Raw genomic sequence first — 21,857 nt, forward strand, 5'->3', positions numbered from 1 at the left:
AGGCCCGCCCGTCGCCCGGCCCGAGTTCGTTCCCGCCGATTTCTCCCGCGTACGCTCCGGGTCTTCCGGACCGTTCGTTCCCCGGCGGATTCCGGGCCGTCGGCACATATCCCGAACAGGCCCGCCGATAACCGTCGGACCCGTACGACGTCACGCCGTACGGAACCTTTGGGGTGACCCTTTCCAGGGCCCGTTCGACGTTGTCCGCACGGATGATCACGGGCGGCCGCGACAGACCAAGCGGCGCCTTCCGCCCTTGGCGCGTTTCCGCGCTCTCACCTGCGGGGATACCCGTAACCGCGGGCTGCGGGTCGGCCAGGGCAAGCGACAGAACGGGGAGCCGGTGCACACAGTCCGGGCAGTCGCGGTCTCCAGCCGCATCGAATTCCTCGAATACCGGAGACCCCATGCGATTCCCCTCACACTCCCGGTCGATTCCTCCACGGCGGTGCACGACGGCCAGTCTCACAACGGTCCGCCGGGCGCGCATGTTGACGGTCCGAATGGTGTACGGGCCCCGGCGCGGCGGCCGGGAAAAGGCACGGGGAGGGCGCCGGGCAGTGGTCCGGGCAGCGGTGCGGGGCACCCCTCGGGGTCCTGTAGAGTTGCCCCGTCAGCGCGCGCCGCTAGCTCAGTTGGTTAGAGCAGCTGACTCTTAATCAGCGGGTCCGGGGTTCGAGTCCCTGGCGGCGCACCGACAGGACGGGCCCCTCGTGCAGACGAGGGGCCCGTCGGCTTTTGGCCGGATATCCCCTCGCGCCGCTGAGCGGAACCCTCTTGTTGCACGTAGGTAACAGGGGCTCCACCAGCCTCCCCCAGGCGCCACAATGGCCGCGTATGTCCGGTGTACACCGCGTATCGCGCCTTGCGATCATGATGAACACCGTACAACCTGGTCTCTTCACGATGCTGCGGGTTCGCGGCTGTTGGGGGGTAAGGAGCCGGTTGCCGACGGAACGGGGCGAGGAGTCCCGTCCGGGAACCGATGCCTTGGGGGCATCGTGCAACCGGAAGAGCGCTGTGCCATGTCTATAGGGTGCGGATGACGTGGTGACAGCGGTCAAACCACTGACACGTCCGTGGAGGTCGAGGGGGACCGGCACGGACGGAGGAAAGCGACACGACACGCGTTCGCGCGTGTGGGGGGATGATCATGACCTCGACGCCGACGGGCGCCCGGAAGGACGACGACCCGTCCGAGACCACCCAGCTGAGGGTGCCTGGCCACCGGACAGGGAACACCGGAACCTTCCGCCGGATCAAGAAGACGCTGCCGAGATACGACTACGAGCACTACAGCCGGCTCGCGGGTCCCCTCACCCAGCCCGATCCGAACAAGCCCTACAAGGTCCAGTACCGCTCGCTGATCGGCCAGGAGCCGCACCGCATCCGCATCGCGCTGATGCTCGCCGCGGCCCCGGTGCTGTCACTGGTCCTGCTGGTGTGGCTGCTCCAGCCCTCGCACTGGACCGAGCGGGACTACGTGGAGTTCGCCTGGCTGCCGGCCCTCGACATCGTCATGCTCGTCTCGATCGGCCTGATCGAGTTCTTCCGCTGCATGAACGTCCTGTCGAACGCGCACGCCACCCTGGTCGCCCGTGACCCGATCCCCGTGGTGCCGGAGACCGGCACCCGCGTGGCCTTCCTCACCTCCTTCGTGCCCGGCAAGGAGCCGATCGAGATGGTGACGAAGACCCTGGAGGCGGCCGTCAGGATCCGCCACCGGGGCACCATGCACGTCTGGCTGCTCGACGAGGGCGACGACCCCGAGGTCAAGGAGGTCTGCGCCCGGCTCGGCGTGCGCCACTTCTCCCGCAAGGGCGTGGCGAAGTGGAACCAGAAGAAGGGCGCCCACCGCGCCAAGACCAAGCACGGCAACTACAACGCCTGGCTGGACGCGCACGGCGACGACTACGAGTACTTCGCCTCGGTCGACACCGACCACATCCCGCTGCCGAACTACCTGGAGCGGATGCTCGGCTTCTTCCGTGACCCGGACGTCGGCTTCGTCATCGGCCCCCAGGTCTACGGCAACTACGACAACTTCGTCACCAAGGCCGCCGAGTCCCAGCAGTTCCTCTTCCACGCACTGATCCAGCGCGCCGGCAACCGCTACGGCTCGCCGATGTTCGTGGGCACCTCCAACGCCGTACGCATCAAGGCGCTGAAGCAGATCGGCGGTCTGTACGACTCGATCACCGAGGACATGGCGACCGGCTTCGAGATGCACCGCCACAAGAACCCGGCGACGGGCAGGAAGTGGCGCTCGGTCTACACCCCGGACGTGCTCGCGGTCGGTGAGGGCCCCAACGCGTGGACGGACTTCTTCACCCAGCAGATGCGCTGGTCGCGCGGTACGTACGAGACGATCATCGGGCAGTACTGGAAGGGCTTCTACTCGCTCCCGCCGAGCAAGCTCTTCAACTACACGATGATGATCATCTTCTACCCGATGTCGGCCCTCAACTGGATCCTCGCCGCGCTCAGCTGCGCGCTGTTCCTGGGCCTGGGCGCCTCGGGTGTGAACATCGATCCCACGATCTGGCTGATGCTCTACGGCAACGCCTCCGCGCTGCAGATCGGCCTCTACGTCTGGAACCGCCGCCACAACGTCTCGCCGCACGAGCCGGAGGGTTCCGGCGGTGTGGCCGGCATGGTGATGTCCGCGCTGTCGGCCCCGCTCTACGCGAAGGCGCTGATCGACTCCGTCCTGCGCAAGAAGAGCAAGTTCGTGGTCACGCCCAAGGGCGACTCGGCCAGCCCGGACACCTGGTTCGGAACCTTCCGGTACCACTGGTACTTCATCCTGATCTTCGGTGGCTCCATCGCCGCGGGCTTCGTCTACGGACACTCCCACCCGGCGATGGTCATCTGGGCGACCTTCGCCCTGCTGATCACCGCCGCGCCGATGTTCGCCTGGCGCCACGGCATGCGGCAGGACCGGAAGAAGCCCGGTGCCCACGCGGGGGGCGGGCAGCCGGACGCCGCCGAGGCGCCCCGGACGCAGGAGCTGCCGCAGATGCCGCAGCCGTACGCCCCGCACCAGCCGCAGGACCGGCCCAGCTGGGCCGGCTCGCACGGCGCACCGGGCGGATCAGGGGGCCCCGAAGGGCCGGGAGGGCCCGGGGGCGGCAACCCCGGAGACGACCAGACCATGCAAATCGCCCTGGGTGGACTTGGGGGACGTAAGGAATGACTGACCGTGCAGGCCGCCGCCGCGCCCGTCGGATCGCGATAGGCACAGCGGTGGTGCTGGCGCTGGCCGGGATGAACGGGCCGTGGCTGTATCGCGTCGGCACCGAGAAATACCACCAGTACAAGATCGACCAGCCCGACTACAAGGCCGCGAACGGCAAGTGGGAGATCGTCGAGTTTCCCGAGGAGTACCGGCAGAACACCATCCACGCGGCGCTGCTGCGCACCGGGAAGGTGCTGCTCATCGCGGGGTCGGGCAACAACCAGGACAACTTCGACGCGAAGCGGTACGACACCCGGATCTGGGACCCGGTCAAGGGCACCATCAAGAAGGTGCCCACGCCGGAGGACCTGTTCTGCACCGGCCACACCCAGCTGGCCAACGGCAACCTGCTGATCGCGGGCGGCACGAAGCGGTACGAGAAGCTCAAGGGTGACGTGAAGAAGGCGGGCGGCCTGATGGTCGTCCACAACGAGAACCCGGACAAGCCGATCACGCTGCCGGCGGGGACCACATTCACCGGCAAGGAGAACGGCAAGACCTTCATCTCGAAGGACCCCGTGCTCGTCCCGCGCGCGAAGAAGAACTTCGACCCGGAGACCGGTGAGTTCCTGGGCAACACCCCGGGCTACGGCCGTACCTACGTCGAGGCGCAGAAGGACGGCAACAAGTACGCGACCGGCACGCAGGACAACTACACCGTGCGGGGGCTCTCCGGCGAGGACGCCCGGAACACGTACGGCATCGCCGAGAAACTCGCCCTGGACAAGAAGGACTTCCAGGGCATCGACGACGCCTTCGAGTTCGACCCGGTGGCCGAGAAGTACATCAAGGTCGACCCGATGAAGGAGTCCCGCTGGTACCCGACGCTCACCACCCTGAGCGACGGCAGGATCCTCAGCGTCTCCGGCCTCGACGACATCGGCCAGCTGGTCCCGGGCAAGAACGAGATCTACGACCCCGAGACCAAGAAGTGGACCTACACCGACAAGGAGCGCCAGTTCCCGACGTACCCGGCGCTGTTCCTGATGCAGAACGGCAAGGTCTTCTACTCGGGTTCGAACGCGGGCTACGGACCGGACGACGTGGGCCGCGACCCGGGCATCTGGGACGTGGAGACCAACAAGTTCACGAAGCTCCCCGGCCTGAGCGACCCCGACAGGCTGGAGACCTCCGGCACGGTACTGCTGCCGCCCGCCCAGGACGAGACGTACATGGTGATCGGCGGCGGCGGGGTCGGCGAGTCCAAGCTGGCCAGTGAGAAGACCCGGATCGTCGACCTCAAGGCCGACGACCCGAAGTTCGTGGACGGTCCCTCACTGGAGAAGGGCACCCGTTACCCGCAGGCCTCCATCCTGCCCAACGACGACGTGCTGATCTCCGGCGGCTCGGAGGACTACCGCGGCCGCGGCGACTCCAACATTCTCCAGGCGCGGATCTACGACACGGAGAAGAACGAACTCACCCGGGTCGCCGACCCGCTGGTGGGCCGCAACTACCACTCCGGCTCCATCCTGCTGCCCGACGGACGCCTGATGTTCTTCGGCTCCGACTCGCTCTACGCCGACAAGGCCAACACCAAGCCGGGCGAGTTCGAGCAGCGCATCGAGATCTACACCCCGCCGTACCTGTACGGCGACGAGGCGCAGCCCGAGCTGAAGGACGGGCCGGAGACCATCGAGCGCGGTGAGTCCGGCACCTTCACCTCGAAGGACGCCGCGTCCGTCAAGAGCGTCCGGCTGATCCGGCCGAGCGCCTCGACCCACGTCACGGATGTGGACCAGCGCTCCATCGCGCTGGACTTCACGGTGGAGGGCGACAAGCTCACCGTGACGGTTCCGAAGAACCGGAACTTGGTCCAGGCGGGCTGGTACATGCTCTTCGCCAACACCGGGGACGGGACGCCCAGCAAGGCGCAGTGGGTACAGGTCCCTTAGCGGGGCATGGGGCGGCTTCCTACGGGGGCCTCGTGGCTACTTCGGCCGCGGGGCCCCTCGTGATTCTTCGCCCGCGGGCCCGTCGTGGTTCCTCGCGCAGTTCCCCGCGCCCCTGAAAAGCCGCGGGTCCGTCGTGGTTTTTCGCGCAGTTCCCCGCGCCCCTGAGAAGGTGCGGGTCCGTAGCATGTGCTGCTGACGCCGGAAGGGCAACACCCCAGGGGCGCGGGGAACTGCGCGCCCAGCCACAACCGGCCCGCACCCGAAGAACCCGCGCCCCCGAGAAGCCGCAGCTCCATGGCATCGGCCGCTGACGCCGGAAGAGCAACACCCCAGGGGCGCGGGGAACTGCGCGCCCAGCCACAACCGGCCCCCAGCCGAAGAACCACGAGAACCCCGCCCCCTCAGGAGCGCGGAGCGCTACGCGGAGCCCTCCGCGAGCTCCAGGGCGTAGTCCGCCCACCACTCGCCCGCCTTTGGGCCCCCCTTGCACTCACCGTCCGACTCCCCCGGACGCTTGATCCACAGGTAGGCGTCGACAAGAGGGTCGGCCGTCTTCGTCGTCGGGGTCTCACCGAGGGCCCGGCCGGGCGGATTGCACCAGCGTTCGTCCGCCGCACCCTGGGTGTAGGGGCCGTTGCCGTTGCGGCTGGTGTCGATGACGAACGGCTTGTTGCCGACCTTGGCGGAGAGCTGCTTGCCGTAGCCGATGGAGTCCTCGGTGGAGTAGAAGTTCGACACGTTCACCGCGAAGCCGTCGGCCTGGTCGATGCCCGCCCGCTTGAGCGGGTCGAAGATCTGGTCCGGGTTGCCCCAGCCCGCGTTGCCCGCGTCCAGGTACACCGCGGTGTTCTTCAGGCCCTTGAGCTTGGCGACGGCGCCGCTGAGCAGGTCGTAGCGCTCCTCGTGGAACTGCTGCGGGGTGCAGCCGTCCACCAGGTGGAGCACCGCGTCGGGTTCGAGTATCACCGTCGCCGGACGGTCCCCGATGCCGCGGGCGACCCCGTCGATGAAGTCCCGGTAGGCGTTGCCGTCGGCGGCGCCGCCCCGCGAGTACTGGTCGCAGTCGCGGTGCGGGATGTTGTAGAGGACCAGCAGCGCGGTGCGGTCGGCCGCCTCGGCCCCCTCCGTGTAACCGCGGGCCTGCTCTTCCGGGTTCTCCGGGCTGATCCACTCGCCGACGGGCTGCTCGGCGATCTTCCGGATCTGCTCGGCCTCCTTCTCCCGGCCGTCCTCCCGGAGTTCGGCGACCTTGCGGACGGACAGGCCGTCGGGGTTGACCCAGTAGGGGCCCACCTCCGCCGGCTGCTGCGTGACGACCGCGCCGGCCGCCTCGCCGTCGTCCTCCCCCTCGCCCTCGCCGTCGCCGGAGGAACACCCTGCGATCAGCAGTGCCGCCCCCAGCACCGCTATGGACGCCCGCCTCCCGGCGAACGCGCCGACCCCCCTACTGCCGTACATCCAACCCCCCTTGGGTGCACTTGTTCCTTGTGTTCCGAGCCCCAATCCTGACATACGTCGCGGGACGGCCAGGCGGATGCGCCCACCTTGTCCGCGAGCTGTTACAGCGACGCCCCCGCGCGCCCGCCTACCCCGCGCCGACGCCCCGCGACCATGGCCACCTGCGGGATCACGGACCGCGACCGGCGCGGGAGTTGGCGTCGACCACCCCCTGGGCCGGTCCCCGCTCGCGTTCCGGAGTCGTGCGCACCGACACCGGGGCGATGATCGTCCGCACACCCGCCCGCACACCCGTCCGCGCGGTCGAGGGCTGGCCCGGCGGCGGCCCCCGGGGGGAGCGGATCGTCGGCCGGGCCAGGTACCCGGGCGCTCCCGCCGCTCAACTGCCGTTCGCGTAAGCGGAGACGACCACGGGGGCCGTACAGGCGCCGGAGGTCGGCGCGGACATCGTGCCGGAGGTCCCGCCGAAGGTGACCAGCCGTAGCCCGGCCCTTCCTCCCTGACCGGCCCGCCCCTCACCGGCCGCCGAGGCGGAGACCCGCCGGACGTCGAACACGTCCCGGACGTCGAAACCGTCCCGGACACCGGCCCCTTCCCGGCCGACGGCCCGTACGTCCTCCACGGTGAACGCGACGGCCTCGCCGTCCGCACGGACCACCCGGATCTCCTGACCCACGGCGAGCCCGGTGGCCCCCGTACCGACCGCCCCCGCCATCAGCGCGACACCGGAGGCACCGGGGGCCGCCCCGACCGCGTACCAGGCGACCGAGCCCGCCCGGCCGGCCGGCTTCAGGACACCGTCCCCGTCGAGGCCCCGGGCGACCACCGGCGCCCGGACCCCGAGACCGGGGATGTCGAGGCGCTCGGGTGCCGCGCCGTCCGCGCCGTCCGCGGCCACGGCGGCCGCCTCGGTCCGGGGCGGTCGCCCGGCGGCCGCCATGTCGCCGGTGGCGGGCCCGGCCGTCCCGGCGGCCACGCCGCCGTCCGGCCCGCTGCCGCCCCACAGCCACAGCCCGAGCAGCAGCACCAGCCAGGCGACACCGGCGAGCAGCCGCCCGGTACCGGACGGAAGCCGCTCCTGACCCCCCTCACCCGCACGGAGTGTGACGCGTGACGTACCCATGGTGAACCTCCACACTTCTGGAGGGTCCCCCGAGGGGTCGGGCCCCGCATGCGCATACGCGCGAGGCTTACTCCGTACGGGTGAACGCGGTCAGATCAGGTCGACGAGGTCCGCGATGGAGTCGACGACCCGCGACGGCCGGTACGGGAAGTTCTCCACCTGGTCCGGCCGGGTCAGGCCGGTGAGCACCAGGAAGGTCTGCATCCCGGCCTCCATACCGGCCAGGACGTCGGTGTCCATGCGGTCACCGATCATCGCGCTGCTCTCGGAGTGGGCCCCGAGGGTGTTGAGCCCGGTGCGCATCATCAGGGGGTTCGGCTTGCCCGCGAAGTACGGCTGCTTGCCGGTCGCCTTGGTGATGAGCGCGGCCACCGCGCCGGTCGCGGGGAGCGGGCCCTCCGCGGAGGGCCCGGTCTCGTCGGGGTTGGTGCCGATGAAGCGGGCGCCGTCGTTGATGAGGCGGACCGCCTTCGTCATCGCCTCGAACGAGTAGGTACGCGTCTCCCCCAGCACCACGTAATCGGGTTCGTGGTCGGTGAGGATGTAGCCGATGTCGTGCAGCGCGGTGGTGAGCCCGGCCTCGCCGATGACGTACGCCGAGCCGCCGGGTCGCTGGTTCTCCAGGAACTGGGCGGTGGCGAGCGCGGAGGTCCAGATGTTCTCGATCGGCACGTCCAGGCCCATGCGGCGCAGCCGGGCGTGCAGGTCGCGCGGGGTGTAGATCGAGTTGTTGGTGAGGACCAGGAAGGGCTTGCCGGACTCGCGCAGCTTCTTGATGAAGGCGTCGGCGCCGGGAATCGGTACGCCCTCGTGGATCAGCACCCCGTCCATGTCGGTGAGCCACGATGCGATCGGCTTGCGGTCTGCCATGTGCGGGTTCTCCTGCCGTACGCGGTCCTGCGTGCGCCCCAGCCTAATCAGACCGGGATCACGGGGGAACGGCCGCCCGGGGTCGGCACGGCGACGGGAACACGGCGAACGGCGGCCGCACCTCCGCGGCGTTCGCGATCCCCGCAGCCCCGCAGCCCTCGCGGCCCCCGCGGCCCCCGCGATCTCCGCGACGGCCCGGCCGAGCCGCGCCCTCCCTCAGCCGTCCCCCCGTCCGAACACCGGCGCCAGCACCAACTGGGCGGCGTCCTCCGCTATCGCGCGGGACGTGCTCCGTACCGGGACCGCCGTGTCGCCCGTGCGCCGGGACCGAGCGTCCAGCACCGCACGCACCCCCCGAACGAACACGTCCCGCTCCGCCTCGATCGTCCGGCCACCGAGCAGAACGCAGTCGATGTCCAGCACCCCCACCAGGTTCGCCGCCCCGACGCCCAGGACCCGCGCCGCCTCCTCGGTCTCACCGCGCGCCACCGCCGCCAGGCACAGCGCCTCCACGCACCCCCGGTCACCGCACCCGCACGGCGGCCCGTCGAGCTGCACCACCTGGTGCCCGAACTCCCCCGCCCCCGTCCGCGCCCCCCGGTGCACGCTCCCCCCGATCACCAGTCCCGCCCCCAGCCCCGTACCGAGGTGCAGGTAGGCGAAGGAGCCGCCCTCGCCGCCCACCGCCAGCGCCAGCGCCAGCGCCGCCGCGTTGGTGTCCTTGTCGACGACCACCGCGAGCCCCAGCCGCTCCGCCAGCGCGTCCCGCAGCGGAAAGCCGTCCCACTCGGGGAACCCGGTGACCCGGTGCAGCACACCCCGCCGGTGGTCGAGCGGCCCCGGCAGCGCGACCCCGACCCCCAGCGGCGGACGCTCCCCACCGGCCTCCGCCCGCAGCTCCCCGACCACCCCGGCCACCCCGCCCAGTACGGCCTCCGCCCCCGCGCCCAGATCGAGCGGCGCCCGCCGCCGGGCCACCACCGCACCGTCGAGGTCGACCAGCACCGCCCGTGTCTCGTCACGGTCCAGGTGCACGCCGACCGCGTGCCCCGCCTCCGGTACCAGCCGCAGCACCGTGCGCGGCTTGCCTCCCGTGGACGCCCGGCGTCCCGCCTCCGCCGCGAGCCCGTCCTCCCGCAGCCTCGCCGTGATCTTGCTGACCGCCTGCGGGGTGAGCCCGGTCCGCTCGGCGAGTTCCAGCCGGCTGATGCCCTCCGCTCCCGCGGTCCGCAGCAGCTCCAGTACGAGCGCGGTGTTGTGGCTGCGCAGGGCGAGCAGGTTCGCCCCCAGGTGCGACCCGCCCCCGCCGATACCGTCGTTCGTCCTCTTCACCCGCCCATTGTCCCCACCGCTTGCACTTTGGCAACAGCGTTGCCAAAGTAGGGAGCATGACTGGCACTCCCCTCCGCGTCGGCCTCGTCGGCTACGGCCTCGCGGGCTCCGTGTTCCACGCCCCGCTGATCGCCGCGACCGAGGGCCTCGCGCTCGACACGGTGGTCACCTCGAACCCCGAGCGGCAGCGGCAGGCCCGCGCCGGGTTTCCGGACGTACGCGTCGCCGCGACCCCGGACGAGCTGTTCGACCGCGCCGGCGACCTGGACCTGATCGTCATCGCGTCCCCGAACAGGACGCACGTCCCGCTCGCCACCGCCGCGCTGGAGGCCGGCCTGCCGGTCGTCGTGGACAAGCCCGTCGCCGGTACGGCGGCCGGGGCGCGCGAGCTGGCGGCGCTCGCCGAGGAACGCGGCCTGCTCCTCTCCGTCTTCCAGAACCGCCGCTGGGACAACGACTTCCTCACCCTGCGGAAGCTGATCGACGAGGGCGCACTCGGCGAGGTGTACCGCTTCGAATCCCGCTTCGAGCGCTGGCGCCCGCAGCTCAAGGGCGGCTGGCGGGAGTCCGGCGACCCCGCGGAGATCGGAGGTCTGCTCTACGACCTCGGCAGCCACGTCGTCGACCAGGCGCTGGTCCTCTTCGGCCCGGTGAGCTCCGTGTACGCCGAGACGGACATCCGCCGCGAGGGCGCGGAGACCGACGACGACACGTTCCTCGCGCTCACGCATGCGAGCGGCGTCCGCTCCCACCTCTACGTCTCCGCGACCACGGCCCAGCTCGGCCCGCGCTTCCGCGTCCTCGGTTCGAGGGCCGGCTACGTCAAGCACGGCCTCGACCCCCAGGAGGCCGCCCTGCGCGACGGCTCGCGTCCCGGCGCGAGCTGGGGCACGGAACCCGAGGAGCTGTGGGGCCGTATCGGCGCCGGGGAGTCCCCGGTGACGGGCGGCGGCAGCCCCGTACCGACCCTCCCGGGCGACTACCCCGCCTACTACGCGGCGGTGGCGAAGGCCCTGCGGGAGGGCGCACCCAACCCGGTGACCGCGCGCGAGGCGGCCGCCGCCCTCGACGTACTGGAGGCCGCCCGCCGGTCGGCCCTGGAGAAGGCGACGGTGACCCTGTGACCACCCCGAGGCAGACCCCGGAACTCACCCCGACCGTGGAGGAGTTGGAGGCGCAGGAACGCCGCCTGGTCTTCGGGCGGTTCACGTACGACGACGCCTGGGCCCTCGGCTCCCTGCTGGTGGAGATGGCGCGTGAGCGCCAGGCCCCCGTCGCCATCGACATCCACCGCTCAGGACAGCAGCTCTTCCACGCCGCGCTGCCCGGCTCCGCGCCCGACAACGACGCGTGGATCGCCCGCAAGCGCCGCGTGGTGGAGCGCTACGGCTCCGCGTCCTACCTGGTCGGCGCCCGCCACCGCGCCAAGGGCACGACGTTCGAGGACGCCTCCCGCCTCGACCCCGACACATACGCGGCCCACGGCGGTTCCTTCCCGATCACGGTCGAGGGCGCGGGCGTCATCGGCGCGGTGACGGTCTCGGGCCTGCCCCAACTCCAGGACCACCAGCTGGTGGTGGAGGCCCTGGAGCACTTCCTGACCCGCCCGTAGACCGGCCGTGGGCCCCTCCTGGTCCGCCCGCTCTCCACTCGGCTCCCTTCGATGCGGCGGCGGAGGGGCAGCACTCCGCTCCTGCCCCCTCCGCCGCCCCGCCCACGGCGTCGGCTGGTCCGGCCGGGTGACACTCGGGGCGCGCCCCGATGCCCGAGGGGCGACGCTGACGGCATGGCCCCCTCCCTCATACGGCGGCTCGCCGCCGCGCTGCTCGTCTGGCTCACCGTCATACCCGGGACGGTCGCGGCGGCCCCGGCCGGCGGGGACACCGGAGCCTCGGACGGACCTCCTCCCGCGCCCCCCGGCGGTGTGGTGTCGGCCTTCGAGGAGATCGCCCGCCCGCTGCGCACCACCGACCCCGGGGGCCCTCTCGGGGACCTGCGTTTCTTCGGGGAGGCGGTCGGTGACGCCGTGGTGGTCGGCATCGGCGAGGCCGCCCACGGCTCCCACGACTTCGTCACCGTCCGGCACCGGGCACTGCGCCACCTGGTGGAGGAGAAGGGCTTCCGCTCCTTCGTCCTGGAGGCCAACTGGAGCGCCGGCGCACGCCTCGACGACTACCTGCTCACCGGTCGCGGCGATCCCGCCCGGATCATGGCGGAGGAGTTCCAGGGCGCCCACCTGCTGCTGCACAGCCAGGAGTACCTGGACATGATCCGCTGGATGCGCGCGTACAACGTCGGCCACCCCGGCGACCCGCTCAGGTTCGCCGGGGACGACAACGGCTATGCCGGCCCCGAGCTGTACGACCGGATCGCCGACCACGTCCGGCGCGCCCACCCCGACCTGCTGCCCGCCGTCACCGAGTCGTACCGGGGGCTGCGCCCCACCCTGCCCGTGGGCGAGTGGATGCGCGCCGCGATGGGCGCGCCCCTGGACGAACGCCGCGCGCGGGCCGAACGCACCGGCCGCGTCCTCGAACTGCTTCGCGCCCACCAACCCGCCGGGACGGACGACGACCACACCGAGGCGATCCAGCACGCCACCGCCGTCGACCAGGTGGCGCGGCTGTACGCCTTCGACTTCTCGGACCCCCGGGCCGTGCGGGAGGCCATGGTCTACCGCGACACCGCCATGGCGGAGAACACCCTGTGGTGGCACCGGCACACCGGGCACCGCCTTGTGCTCGGCGGCCACAACAGCCACGTGTACACCAGCACGTCCACCCCCGACCTGCCCCTCCCCCAGGGCACGGTGCTTCGGCAGCGGCTGGGGGACGGCTACTTGGCGGTGGGGCTCTCCTTCGACCGGGGCGCCGTGCACGCCACGGCACAGGGCCTGCAGAACCCGACCGACGACGACATCAGGCGGTTCGCGGTGGCACCTGCCGGCGCCGGCTCGGTCGAGCACACGCTGGACCGGGTGAGTCACCGCGACTGGTACGCCGACCTGCGCACCGCGCCACCGGCCGCCCGCGCCTGGCTGGACGTCGCCCGCCCCAAACGGGAGATCGGCACGGACTATCCCCCGCCCGGGGACCACGTCCGTCTGCTCACGTCGGCGGACCTGGTGATACACCTGCACGAGATCCGGCCGAGCGCGAGACTCGACCGTGAGACGACCGGACCGTCCCCCCGCCCGCCGGACGGGTCCGCCGACCCGCTGCCCGCCCTCGAACGAGCCGCCCACCCCTTGCGCACCGTGGAGCCCACCGGCCCCTACGACGACCTGCACCCCTTGGGGCGGGCGCTGGGTGACGCCCGGCTGGTAGGCATCGGGCAGGCCGTTCACGGCGGCCGCGACTTCCTCGCCTTCCAGCACCGGATGTTCCGGTACCTGGCCGTGGAGAAGGGCTTCCGTCTCTTCGTGCTGGAGGCTCCCTGGAGCGCCGGGCTCCGGCTGGACGACCACGTGCTCACCGGTCGCGGCGACCCCGCCCGCATCATGGCGGAGGAGTTCCAGAACGCCTACGCCTTCATGCGGACCCGCGACATGCTGGACCTGGTCCGGTGGATGCGCGCGTACAACGTCGCCCACCCCGGCGACCCGCTCAGGTTCGCCGGGAACGACAGCAGTTACGCCGGCCCCGACCTGTACGACCGGGTCGTCGGCCACGTCCGGCGCGCCCACCCCGACCTGCTGCCCGCCGTCACCGCGCTGTACCGGGGGCTGCGCCCCACCCTGCCCGCCGGGGAGCACATGCTGACCGCCTTCCAGGAACCCCGGGCGGTCCGGCGGGAGAAGGCCGAACGCACCGGACGCGTCGTGGAACTACTGCGCTCGCGGAGCTTCGCCGGGCGCACCGTGGCCGGGGACGACCACATCCGGGCGGTGCGGAACGCGGAGATCGTCCATCAGTTCGCGCGCCAGAACGCCTTCGACTACGACGACCCGGCCGAGGAACGCGAGGCCCTGGCCTACCGCGACTCCGTGATGACGGAGAACACCCTCTGGTGGCTGCGGCAGACCGGCGCCCGGACGATGCTGGCCGCCCACAACGGCCATGTGTACCTGGAGGGCTTCGACCCGGACTACCCGGTCATCCAGGGCGGCCTGCTGCGCCGCGCGCTCGGGGACGGCTACCGGGCCGTGGGCCTGGCCTTCGGCCACGGCTCCTTCCTCGCCACCGACAAGGGCGTCGCCAACCCTCGGGACGAGGACGTGAAGGTGTTCCGTACGGGACCGGTCGCGGACGGGTCGGTCGAGCACACCCTGGACCGGGTGAGCCACCGCGACTGGCACCTCGACCTGCGCACCGCGCCACCGGCCGTCCGCGCCTGGCTGGACGCCACCCGCCCCAAACGGGAGATCGGCACGCACTGGCCCCGGGACCTCGACCGGGTCAACCTGCTGCGCGCCGCGGACGCGGTGGTGTACCTGAACGAGATCCGGCCGAGCCGTCTGCTCCCGCCCGGCTGAACCCAGCGTTGGCCGGGCAGGACGGCCCCCACGCCCGGAGAAAGCCCTACGCCTGCCCGAACTCCTGCCGCTGCCGCCCCAACCCCCCGATCTCCAGCTCGACCACGTCCCCCGCCCGCAGATACGGCTTCGGCTCGGCCCGCCCCAGCGCCACCCCCGCCGGCGTCCCCGTGTTGATCACGTCACCGGGATACAGCGTCATGAACCGACTGACGTACCGCACGACCTCCCCCACGGGGAAGATCTGCTCGGCCGTCGTCCCGTCCTGCTTCAGCTCCCCGTTGACCCACAGCCGCAGCGACAGATCCTGCGGATCGGCCACCTCGTCCGCCGTCACCAGCCACGGCCCCAGCGGATTGAACGTCTCGCAGTTCTTCCCCTTGTCCCAGGTCCCGCCCCGCTCGATCTGGAACTCCCGCTCGGAGACGTCGTGCGCCACGGCGTACCCGGCGACCCGCGCGAGCCCTTCCTCCGCCGACTCCAGATACCGCGCCGTACGCCCGATCACGACCGCCAGTTCGACCTCCCAGTCGGTCTTCACCGACCCGCGCGGAATCAGCACCCTGTCGTCGGGCCCGACGACCGTGTCCGCCGCCTTGAAGAAGATCACCGGCTCGGCGGGCGGCTCGGACCCCGTCTCGCGGGCGTGGTCGTGGTAGTTCAGCCCGATGCACACGATCTTGCCGATCCGCCCGAGCGGCGGCCCGATCCGCAGCCCCGCCCCGTCCAGCGCGGGCAGCTCCCCCGAGTCGGCAGCGGCCCGGACCCGGCCGAGCGCCGCCTCGTCGGCGAGCAGCGCCCCGTCGATGTCGGCGACGAGCCCCGACAGGTCCCGCAGGGTCCCCTCGGCGTCGAGCAGCGCGGGCCGCTCCTGTCCCGGCGCACCGACTCGCAGCAGCTTCATGGTCATGTCTCCCTCGATCGCGGGTCCGCCCGAGCCGAACGACCCGGACGCGGCGGGACGCGGCCATCGGAGGACCGGTCGATCCTCCAATCGGGCGGAGCACTCCGCAAGACCCGGTTCACCTACTGGACCGCGCCCTCCCCGCACTCACCCGTGGAGCACGGACCTCGCACTCACCGGTACAGCACCGACCGCTCCACCACACTCCACGTCGTACTCGTCACCACGTACAGCGCGGCCGCCAGCGGCATGACGGCGACCGTGACGAGCGTGAAGAAGGACATGAACGGCATGACCTTGGTGACGGCCGTCAGTCCCGGCACCCGCTGCCCGTCGTCGGCAGCGGAGGCCGGCGCCTGGGCGGCCGTCATCCGCCGGGACAGCCGGTAGCCGAACCAGGCGACCACCGCGACGACCCCGAACAGGGCGACGTACACGAGCCCGGCCCCGCCGAACACCCCGCCGTCGCCGAGCGCGTCCGCCCACCGTCCGCCGAGCGGCGCGTCGAACAGCCGGTGACCGAGGAGTTCGTTGGCGCGCCCGCCGATCGTCTCGCTGGAGAAGAGGTGGTACAGCAGGAAGAACGCGGGCAGCTGGAGCAGGCTCGGCAGGCATCCGGACAGGGGCGACACCTTCTCCCGGGTGTGCAGTTCCAGCACGGCCCGCTGGAGCTTCTCGGGGTTGCGCGCGTGCTTGCGGCGCAGCTCGGCGATGCGGGGCTGGAGCGCGACCCTGGCCTTCTGGCCGCGTGCGGCGGCCCGGGAGAGGGGGTGGACGAGCAGGCGTACGAGCGCGGTGAACAGGACGATCGCGGCGGCCGCGGCGAAGGCGCCGAACAGCGGCTGGAGCAGGTCGGCCAGTTGCTCGACCAGGCTGGCGAAGACGGACATGGGTGAGCCCTCCGGGGGTCTCGTCGTGCCGGGAGTACGGGATGGCGGCATGACGACCCGCAGCGGGGCGTGCTGAAGGAACGAGCTGAGGAAGTGCCCTACGCGGCGGTCGCCAGGAGGGCGTGTCCGGGCGCTCGGGGCCGGGTGCGCCCCCTGGCGTCGGGGTCGCGCTGGGGCAGGAAGGCGGTACGCCGGTCACGGTCGCGCAGGGCCGTACGCACCCGGGTGCGCGGCACGACGGGGGCGCAGCGCGCGGCGAGGAGCGTGCAGACGGTGAGCGCGGCACCGGCGGCGGTGGTCGCGGCGAGCGCGACATCGACCACAGAGAGGGCACCGGCGGCCGGCAGCAGGACCAGGAAGACCTGGAGCAGCGGGAACAGCACGGCGAGGACGGACCGCTCGGTCACCCGACGACGTACCACGGGCCTCCCCTCCCCCTTCGCCGCACCACATCTGCCGGTACGAACCTATACCGCACCGCGGTCCCACCGGGCGGGGTCCGCCCTCCGACCCTTCGGCCCTGGCTCCGGCACCAGCACAACGTCCGACCCGCCTCAACGGTTCCACGCCCCCCGAGGCCCACCGCTCTCTCACGCCTGTCACCCACCGGCAGTACGGTGTCACCCATGCGCCCCGACACGCCTGCCGAAAACGTCGACCACACCGCCGAAGCCGCTCGCCTGGAGCGGACGGCCGACCTCTACCCCGAGGACGCCGAGGCCCTGCTGCTGCGGGCCGCCGCCCACCGCGAGCTCTCCGGTGACCGCCCCGCCGCGACCACCCTCTACGACCGTCTGCTCGCCTCGGACACGGCCCTGGACCAGCCGTTCCTGGTCCGCGCCCTGAAGGCCTCGAACCTCTGGGAGTACGGCCACGAGGCGGAGGCCCGCGCGATCATCACCGGCATCCGCAGGGCGGCCCCGCGCGACCCGGCCCCGTGGGTGATCGTCGCGGAGTCCCTGGAGTCGCACGACGAGCTGGAACAGGCGCACGAGACGTTCACCGAGGCGGTACGCCTCCTCCTGCCCGGCACAGGTACCGACCCCGGCACCGGCACGAACGCCGACGGGGAAAAGCCCCCGCGCACCTCTCACCCTCTCCTCTTCGGCCGCCACCGCGTCCGCAGGATGCTCGGCGCCGCGCACGACGAGTGGGACGCCCTGGCGGACACCGTCCACACCCTCCCCATCACCCTGGACGAACTCCACGACCCCAAGCGCGTGTGGTCCCTCGGCTCGGAGAACCCGGCGGAGCTGGAGGCGGAGATCCTGCGCCTGCGCGCGGAACTGGGCGCGTACCGCGAGGCCCTGTCCCGCCCGTTCCCGGTCGCGGTCCTGCACTGGCCGGCGGACGAACTGACGGAGCTGACCGAGGCGTACCCGTCCCTGGCCGAGGAGTACCCGTCCTACGACACCCACCTGGCGACGATAGAGGCCGCCCTGCGCGAACTCGCTGCCTCCGGCACCGCCAACCTGGGCATCGTCACCGGCACGGTCCCCTCCTACGAGGCCTTCGCCGCCTCGGAACTCAGCTCCCCCGACGACTCGTCCCTGCTCCCCCAGTACGCGACGACACTGGCGGCACGCGGACGGGCGGTGGCGTGGCCGCCGGAGCGGACGGCGCCGTGCTGGTGCGGTTCGGGACGCCCGTACGGCACATGCCACGGCGACGCCTGACGGGTTGACAGGCCGGTCTGCCGGTCCGCCCGTCCGCCGGATCCGGCGGACGGGCACCCGGGTCCTCCTCCTTGGCCCTGTCCGGCCAGGACGGATGGTGTCGCCCTGCCGGAGGTCGAACGCCGGGTCGGATTCCCGCCAGCTTCCGGCGCAGGCGCCGACCATGCTCGACGTCATGAAGCGACTCGAAGGAAACGTGGCCCTGGTCACGGGCGGCAGCCGGGGCATCGGTGCCGCCGTGGCGTTACGACTGGCCGAAGAAGGCACCGATGTCGTCCTGACCTACGAGAACAGCGTGGAACCCGCCACCCGGGTGGTGGAGCGGATCAAGGCCGGAGGGCGCCGGGCACTGGCCATCCAGGCCGACAGCGCCATCCCTGAGGCACTCACCGCCGCGGTGGACAAGGCCGCCGCGACGTTCGGCAGACTCGACATCCTGGTCAACAACGCCGGCGTCTTCCTCGTCGGCCCACTCGAGGACCTGGGCCCGGCAGAGACCGAGCGCACCCTGGCGGTGAACGTCCGGGCGCCGTTCACGGCATCCCGGGCGGCAGTGCGTCACATGGGCCAGGGCGGCCGCATCATCAGCATCGGCAGCAATGTCGCCGAGCGGGCGGTCTTCCCGGGACTGGCGCTGTACTCGATGAGCAAGGCGGCTCTGGTCGGGATGACGAAGGGCCTGGCCCGAGAGCTCGGTCCGCGTGGAGTCACCGTCAATCTGGTGGTGCCCGGCCCCACCGACACGGACGCCAACCCCGCTGACGGGCCGAACGCCGAGGTGATCGCCGGCTTCACCGCTGTGGGCCGCTATGCGGAAGCGGCCGAGATCGCGGCCACCGTCGCTCACCTGGCGAGTGCGGACGGCTCGTACATCACCGGAGCCTCGATCCACGTCGACGGCGGCTTCACCGCCTGACTCGCGAGGCTGTTCGGCTTGAGCTCCGAGGGCCTGTGCGTCCGTCCGCCAGGTCCCGGCGGACGGACGCACAGGTACGCGTACGCGTGCCTCGGCTTGCCCCTACTTGGCGAGGAAGGCGAGCAGGGCGTCGGTGACCTCCTGGGCGTGGGTCCACAGCAGGCCGTGCGGGGCGCCTTCGACGACGACGTACTCGGCGTCCGGCAGCGCCTGGTGGAACGGCTCACCGGTGGCCTCGATCGGCAGGATCCGGTCGGCGGTGCCGTGCAGGATCAGCGCCGGCACGTCGACCTTCCCGATGTCGGCGCGGAAGTCGGTGGTCCAGGTCGAGACGCAGGCCAGCGAGGCGTACCAGGAGGATCCTGCGGCCACGTTCCAGCTGTTGCGCAGGGCCTCCTCGCTGATCCGGGTGCCGAGATTCTCGTCCAGGTTGTAGAAGTCCTGGTAGAAGGCGCTGAAGTAGGCGTACCGGTCTTCGGTGACGGCCTGCTTGATGCCCTCGAAGATGCTCCCGTCGACGCCCGTGGGGTTGTCGTCGGTCTTCAACAGGAAGGGCTCCAGGGAGGCAAGGAACGCGGCCTTGGCGACCCGCTCGGAGCCGTACGTACCCAGGTAGCGGCCGACTTCGCCGGTGCCCATGGAGAACCCGACGAGGACGGCGTCGCGCAGGTCGAGGGTCTCCATGACCGTGTTCAGGTCGGCGGCGAAGGTGTCGTAGTCGTAGCCGGTGGTGGGCCGGCTGGACCGGCCGAACCCGCGCCGGTCGTACGTGATGACCCGGTATCCGGCCTCCAGCAGCGCGGCGGACTGCTTCTCCCAGGACTGCCCGTCGAGCGGGTACCCGTGGATCAGCACGACCGGCTGCCCGGTGCCGTGGTCCTCGTAGTAGAGGTCGATGGTGGTCGAGTTCTCCTGGCCAACAGTGATGAACGGCATGGTGGTTGCTGCCTTCCGTAAGGGGTCGGTGTCGAGCACTGAAAGAAACATAGCGCGCAATCGAGTTGTGCACAACTAGATTGCCCACAACCCACTTGGCCCATGTCTTCCCACCCCGGGCAGCCTCAGCACACCAGCACACCAGCACAACCGCCGCACCGACGAGCCGACGCCTCCCCGCCCGGGGGCACGGCCGGATCCCTCCGGCCGCACCACCACATTCCACCCGCCCCCACCGGCCCCGCCCTCCACCAACAGGCCGAGATCACGTCTCTGTCGGAGGTTGCAGGCAAAGCCCCCGGCATCACCCTCCAGAGGACCTACACGACCGCCCGGCCCTCCATCAGTCCCGGGCCGGTTCCCGACGCCGCGGCAGCCTCTGACTCAGGGCGACAAGCAGCAGCCCTGCCGCCAGAAGGGCGTAGCCGCCGACGGAGCGGACCTCCCCAGGGACACCCGGCAGGACCCGGAAGCCGAGGAGGCCCTGCAGAAGGCTGGACACACCGATGAGCAGGGCGCCGAGGCCATAGACCTGCGGCCTGACGACATGACGGCGCGCCACGGGCAGAACCCACCCCGTCCGGAGCGCGACGACCCCCAACACGATCGCCGACAGCCCCACAATCACGCCGATCCCCGCTATCCACGCCATGGAGCCGCTCCACTTCCCTCGGACGAGAACCGGAACGCGACGGACGCCCGGCTCGAGACGCCCACATACTCGCCGCACCCGACAGCGCCCGACCAGGGCGGGACCAGGCAGTCCCCACCGCACCCTCACTGCCGTACCCTCCCGCACACCGGGCCCCTTCGCTCCACGCCATCGCCCCGGCATCCGGATCCGCCGGAGAGAATCGTGCCGTCAGCAGACCGGCCCCGGAGCGGCGGCGACGGCCCTCAACAGATCCCGCAACTCAATGTCCCCTCTCCACGGCTTTCTTCCAGGGATCTGACTGCGGCCAGACGCACTCAGGCGTTCAAGAGCCGTCAGCCGATCGACCTCCGCAGCGCTTCCGCCGACGACGATGCGCGCGCATCGTCTCCCCCGTTACCGTTTTCCACTCGCTCCTCAGAAACGGGAGCTACCACCAGAGTCGTTATCCCAGTACCTCCTGTGGTACCGGAGGTACTCCGGGTGAACCCGGTGGCCGTCCTTCACTGTGAGTTTCGGCAAGAGCCTCACACCTGACAGGTCTGTCCGCACGATGACAGACCCGTCTTCGTCCACTGTGACCGCGCCAATATCGAGCCGAACGTGGCAGTTAGGGCATAGACACAGAATGTTGGGCTCAACATCGGGCCCATGATGAGGCCTACCCAGCGGCCGTATGTGTGCTCCCTGGCTGTAAGAGCTACCGTCCGGGCCCGTAAGGCGCAGGCCACACAGTTGACACTCCCCTTCATAGAGTTGCTTTATCCGCTGCGCTGCAGCCGTATCCCGGATCAGTCGGCGCACCCGCACGCTGCGCGAGCTGGGAAATTTCTCCGGGTCCCACTGCTCGGCGCCGAGTTCTTCCCATACGTCGAAAACGTGTCGCTCGACCGGCGCCTGCACTTGCTCCCGGTCAGGTAAGCGCCTCAGGTCAAACTGACAGATGTCAATCGGCGAGCCGTCAGGAGCCGGGTACTTGGAGGTTGCGGTGCGTACCTCCGTGATCTCGTACAGGCCGTCATACCGGTAGGAGTCGGACGGCGAGTACCGCGGATCTCCCTCGTAGCCTCGGATCACACGGATGGGATAGGCACGCTCATAGCTGAGCAGAAGCGCAGCATTGTCCGTGTGGGACCACGACTGGCTACGCAGGAGCCGTCCGGTGGAGTCATCCTTGTCCTTCCCCTCCGAAGCGCCTGTGTATCGGATCCACTCCCAGTGGTCCTCGTCATCCACATAGCCGCCGTGCAGGACGATCGCGTCCCCGACTCTGCGGCCGTCCTTGTCCACCAGCCAGGAGATGCCACGCTGGTTCGTCCTGTGCAGGTGCGCACGGAGCACGTCTAATCGCCGATGGAAGACTCTGCCTACGGCCACACCTTCGATATGTCCGATGACTCGTTCGATTCTCATCGATCCATACTGGAGCGAACGCGATCGGTTACACGCAACTTCGCTCCATCGCAGTCAAGTTGAGACACGTCGGCAATCCG

Annotated in this window: 18 protein-coding genes and 1 tRNA gene; 9 read left to right on the top strand and 10 right to left on the bottom strand. The window is 70.9% G+C overall.

From position 1 onward, the window contains the following. The first annotated feature begins 620 nt into the window (after window positions 1–620). The 3 genes from ACIF9R_RS34095 (at window position 621) to ACIF9R_RS34105 (ending at window position 5,133) form a co-directional block, all read left to right on the top strand. Window positions 621–694: transfer RNA gene (locus tag ACIF9R_RS34095), tRNA-Lys, on the top strand. A gap of 459 nt (window positions 695–1,153) precedes the next feature. Then, window positions 1,154–3,196: a glycosyltransferase family 2 protein gene (locus ACIF9R_RS34100; protein ID WP_399986301.1), complete on the top strand. Its 2,043-nt coding sequence runs from the start codon at window positions 1,154–1,156 to the stop codon at window positions 3,194–3,196. Next, on the top strand, window positions 3,193–5,133 hold the full coding sequence (locus tag ACIF9R_RS34105; protein ID WP_399986303.1) for a galactose oxidase-like domain-containing protein: 1,941 nt from the start codon (window positions 3,193–3,195) through the stop codon (window positions 5,131–5,133). Before ACIF9R_RS34100 ends, ACIF9R_RS34105 begins: the two co-directional genes overlap by 4 nt. A 417-nt stretch (window positions 5,134–5,550) precedes the next feature. Here the strand turns inward: ACIF9R_RS34105 and ACIF9R_RS34110 are convergent, their stop codons facing one another. Continuing rightward, on the bottom strand, window positions 5,551–6,591 hold the full coding sequence (locus tag ACIF9R_RS34110; RefSeq protein ID WP_399986305.1) for a glycoside hydrolase family 6 protein: 1,041 nt from the start codon (window positions 6,589–6,591) through the stop codon (window positions 5,551–5,553). Between the two features lie 242 nt (window positions 6,592–6,833). Here ACIF9R_RS34110 and ACIF9R_RS34115 point away from each other — a divergent pair, with 242 nt between their 5' ends. Continuing rightward, on the top strand, window positions 6,834–6,989 hold the full coding sequence (locus ACIF9R_RS34115) for a hypothetical protein (RefSeq protein ID WP_399986307.1): 156 nt from the start codon (window positions 6,834–6,836) through the stop codon (window positions 6,987–6,989). Here ACIF9R_RS34115 and ACIF9R_RS34120 read toward each other — a convergent pair. The 3 genes from ACIF9R_RS34120 to ACIF9R_RS34130 all read right to left on the bottom strand — a co-directional run bounded on the left by ACIF9R_RS34120 (window position 6,971) and on the right by ACIF9R_RS34130 (window position 9,916). Continuing rightward, window positions 6,971–7,714: a class F sortase gene (locus ACIF9R_RS34120; protein ID WP_399986309.1), complete on the bottom strand. Its 744-nt coding sequence runs from the start codon at window positions 7,712–7,714 to the stop codon at window positions 6,971–6,973. The two genes, ACIF9R_RS34115 and ACIF9R_RS34120, sit on opposite strands and share 19 nt — an antisense overlap. A 90-nt stretch (window positions 7,715–7,804) precedes the next feature. After that, window positions 7,805–8,584, bottom strand: coding sequence for an HAD-IIA family hydrolase (locus tag ACIF9R_RS34125; RefSeq protein WP_399986311.1), 780 nt, complete (start codon window positions 8,582–8,584; stop codon window positions 7,805–7,807). A 216-nt stretch (window positions 8,585–8,800) separates the two neighbouring features. Then, window positions 8,801–9,916 (bottom strand): ROK family protein, encoded by a 1,116-nt coding sequence (locus ACIF9R_RS34130; RefSeq protein WP_399986312.1) that lies wholly within the window; start codon window positions 9,914–9,916, stop codon window positions 8,801–8,803. Window positions 9,917–9,972: 56 nt separating this feature from the next. Between ACIF9R_RS34130 and ACIF9R_RS34135 the strand changes: the two genes are divergently transcribed. From ACIF9R_RS34135 to ACIF9R_RS34145, 3 genes are all read left to right on the top strand, one after another. Continuing rightward, window positions 9,973–11,040 carry a Gfo/Idh/MocA family oxidoreductase gene (locus ACIF9R_RS34135; RefSeq protein WP_399986314.1) on the top strand — a complete coding sequence of 356 codons (1,068 nt, stop codon included), beginning with the start codon at window positions 9,973–9,975 and terminating at the stop codon, window positions 11,038–11,040. Then, a complete protein-coding gene (locus ACIF9R_RS34140; protein WP_399986316.1) occupies window positions 11,037–11,528 on the top strand; it encodes a heme-degrading domain-containing protein in 492 nt (163 codons plus the stop codon). Before ACIF9R_RS34135 ends, ACIF9R_RS34140 begins: the two co-directional genes overlap by 4 nt. 174 nt (window positions 11,529–11,702) lie before the next feature. After that, window positions 11,703–14,390: an erythromycin esterase family protein gene (locus ACIF9R_RS34145; protein ID WP_399986318.1), complete on the top strand. Its 2,688-nt coding sequence runs from the start codon at window positions 11,703–11,705 to the stop codon at window positions 14,388–14,390. A 46-nt stretch (window positions 14,391–14,436) separates the two neighbouring features. Here ACIF9R_RS34145 and ACIF9R_RS34150 read toward each other — a convergent pair whose 3' ends face one another. The 3 genes from ACIF9R_RS34150 to ACIF9R_RS34160 all read right to left on the bottom strand — a co-directional run bounded on the left by ACIF9R_RS34150 (window position 14,437) and on the right by ACIF9R_RS34160 (window position 16,606). Beyond that, entirely contained in the window at window positions 14,437–15,294 is an 858-nt protein-coding gene (locus tag ACIF9R_RS34150; RefSeq protein WP_399986320.1) for a fumarylacetoacetate hydrolase family protein, read from the bottom strand. 173 nt (window positions 15,295–15,467) lie between these two features. After that, the gene (locus ACIF9R_RS34155; protein ID WP_399986322.1) at window positions 15,468–16,184 is read right to left on the bottom strand and encodes a YidC/Oxa1 family membrane protein insertase; all 717 of its coding nucleotides are present in this window, start codon (window positions 16,182–16,184) and stop codon (window positions 15,468–15,470) included. A gap of 98 nt (window positions 16,185–16,282) precedes the next feature. Then, window positions 16,283–16,606: a DUF6412 domain-containing protein gene (locus ACIF9R_RS34160; RefSeq protein ID WP_399986324.1), complete on the bottom strand. Its 324-nt coding sequence runs from the start codon at window positions 16,604–16,606 to the stop codon at window positions 16,283–16,285. 204 nt (window positions 16,607–16,810) lie between these two features. Between ACIF9R_RS34160 and ACIF9R_RS34165 the strand changes: the two genes are divergently transcribed. Together ACIF9R_RS34165 and ACIF9R_RS34170 are read left to right on the top strand one after the other, a co-directional pair. Then, window positions 16,811–17,860 carry an SEC-C metal-binding domain-containing protein gene (locus ACIF9R_RS34165; protein WP_399986326.1) on the top strand — a complete coding sequence of 350 codons (1,050 nt, stop codon included), beginning with the start codon at window positions 16,811–16,813 and terminating at the stop codon, window positions 17,858–17,860. 175 nt (window positions 17,861–18,035) lie between these two features. Continuing rightward, window positions 18,036–18,776 (top strand): 3-oxoacyl-ACP reductase family protein, encoded by a 741-nt coding sequence (locus tag ACIF9R_RS34170; RefSeq protein WP_399986328.1) that lies wholly within the window; start codon window positions 18,036–18,038, stop codon window positions 18,774–18,776. 102 nt (window positions 18,777–18,878) lie between these two features. On the opposite strand, the gene ACIF9R_RS34175 is transcribed toward ACIF9R_RS34170, so the two are convergent. The 3 genes from ACIF9R_RS34175 to ACIF9R_RS34185 all read right to left on the bottom strand — a co-directional run bounded on the left by ACIF9R_RS34175 (window position 18,879) and on the right by ACIF9R_RS34185 (window position 21,777). Continuing rightward, entirely contained in the window at window positions 18,879–19,712 is an 834-nt protein-coding gene (locus tag ACIF9R_RS34175) for an alpha/beta fold hydrolase (RefSeq protein ID WP_399986345.1), read from the bottom strand. Window positions 19,713–20,055: 343 nt separating this feature from the next. After that, window positions 20,056–20,364 (bottom strand): hypothetical protein, encoded by a 309-nt coding sequence (locus tag ACIF9R_RS34180; protein ID WP_399986330.1) that lies wholly within the window; start codon window positions 20,362–20,364, stop codon window positions 20,056–20,058. Between the two features lie 417 nt (window positions 20,365–20,781). After that, a complete protein-coding gene (locus ACIF9R_RS34185; RefSeq protein WP_399986331.1) occupies window positions 20,782–21,777 on the bottom strand; it encodes a YDG/SRA domain-containing protein in 996 nt (331 codons plus the stop codon). Between the last annotated feature and the right edge of the window lie 80 nt (window positions 21,778–21,857).

Origin of the sequence: Streptomyces sp. NPDC086080, from assembly GCF_044540255.1 — a bacterium.
GTDB lineage: Bacteria > Actinomycetota > Actinomycetes > Streptomycetales > Streptomycetaceae > Streptomyces.

Coding starts and splice junctions, on each gene's coding strand:
- ACIF9R_RS34100 (WP_399986301.1), top strand. CDS start 1,154: ATGACCTCGACGCCGACGGGCGCCCGGAAGGACGACGACCCGTCCGAG.
- ACIF9R_RS34105 (WP_399986303.1), top strand. CDS start 3,193: ATGACTGACCGTGCAGGCCGCCGCCGCGCCCGTCGGATCGCGATAGGC.
- ACIF9R_RS34110 (WP_399986305.1), bottom strand. CDS start 6,591: ATGTACGGCAGTAGGGGGGTCGGCGCGTTCGCCGGGAGGCGGGCGTCC.
- ACIF9R_RS34120 (WP_399986309.1), bottom strand. CDS start 7,714: ATGGGTACGTCACGCGTCACACTCCGTGCGGGTGAGGGGGGTCAGGAG.
- ACIF9R_RS34125 (WP_399986311.1), bottom strand. CDS start 8,584: ATGGCAGACCGCAAGCCGATCGCATCGTGGCTCACCGACATGGACGGG.
- ACIF9R_RS34135 (WP_399986314.1), top strand. CDS start 9,973: ATGACTGGCACTCCCCTCCGCGTCGGCCTCGTCGGCTACGGCCTCGCG.
- ACIF9R_RS34145 (WP_399986318.1), top strand. CDS start 11,703: ATGGCCCCCTCCCTCATACGGCGGCTCGCCGCCGCGCTGCTCGTCTGG.
- ACIF9R_RS34150 (WP_399986320.1), bottom strand. CDS start 15,294: ATGAAGCTGCTGCGAGTCGGTGCGCCGGGACAGGAGCGGCCCGCGCTG.
- ACIF9R_RS34155 (WP_399986322.1), bottom strand. CDS start 16,184: ATGTCCGTCTTCGCCAGCCTGGTCGAGCAACTGGCCGACCTGCTCCAG.
- ACIF9R_RS34165 (WP_399986326.1), top strand. CDS start 16,811: ATGCGCCCCGACACGCCTGCCGAAAACGTCGACCACACCGCCGAAGCC.
- ACIF9R_RS34170 (WP_399986328.1), top strand. CDS start 18,036: ATGAAGCGACTCGAAGGAAACGTGGCCCTGGTCACGGGCGGCAGCCGG.
- ACIF9R_RS34175 (WP_399986345.1), bottom strand. CDS start 19,712: ATGCCGTTCATCACTGTTGGCCAGGAGAACTCGACCACCATCGACCTC.
- ACIF9R_RS34180 (WP_399986330.1), bottom strand. CDS start 20,364: ATGGCGTGGATAGCGGGGATCGGCGTGATTGTGGGGCTGTCGGCGATC.
- ACIF9R_RS34185 (WP_399986331.1), bottom strand. CDS start 21,777: ATGAGAATCGAACGAGTCATCGGACATATCGAAGGTGTGGCCGTAGGC.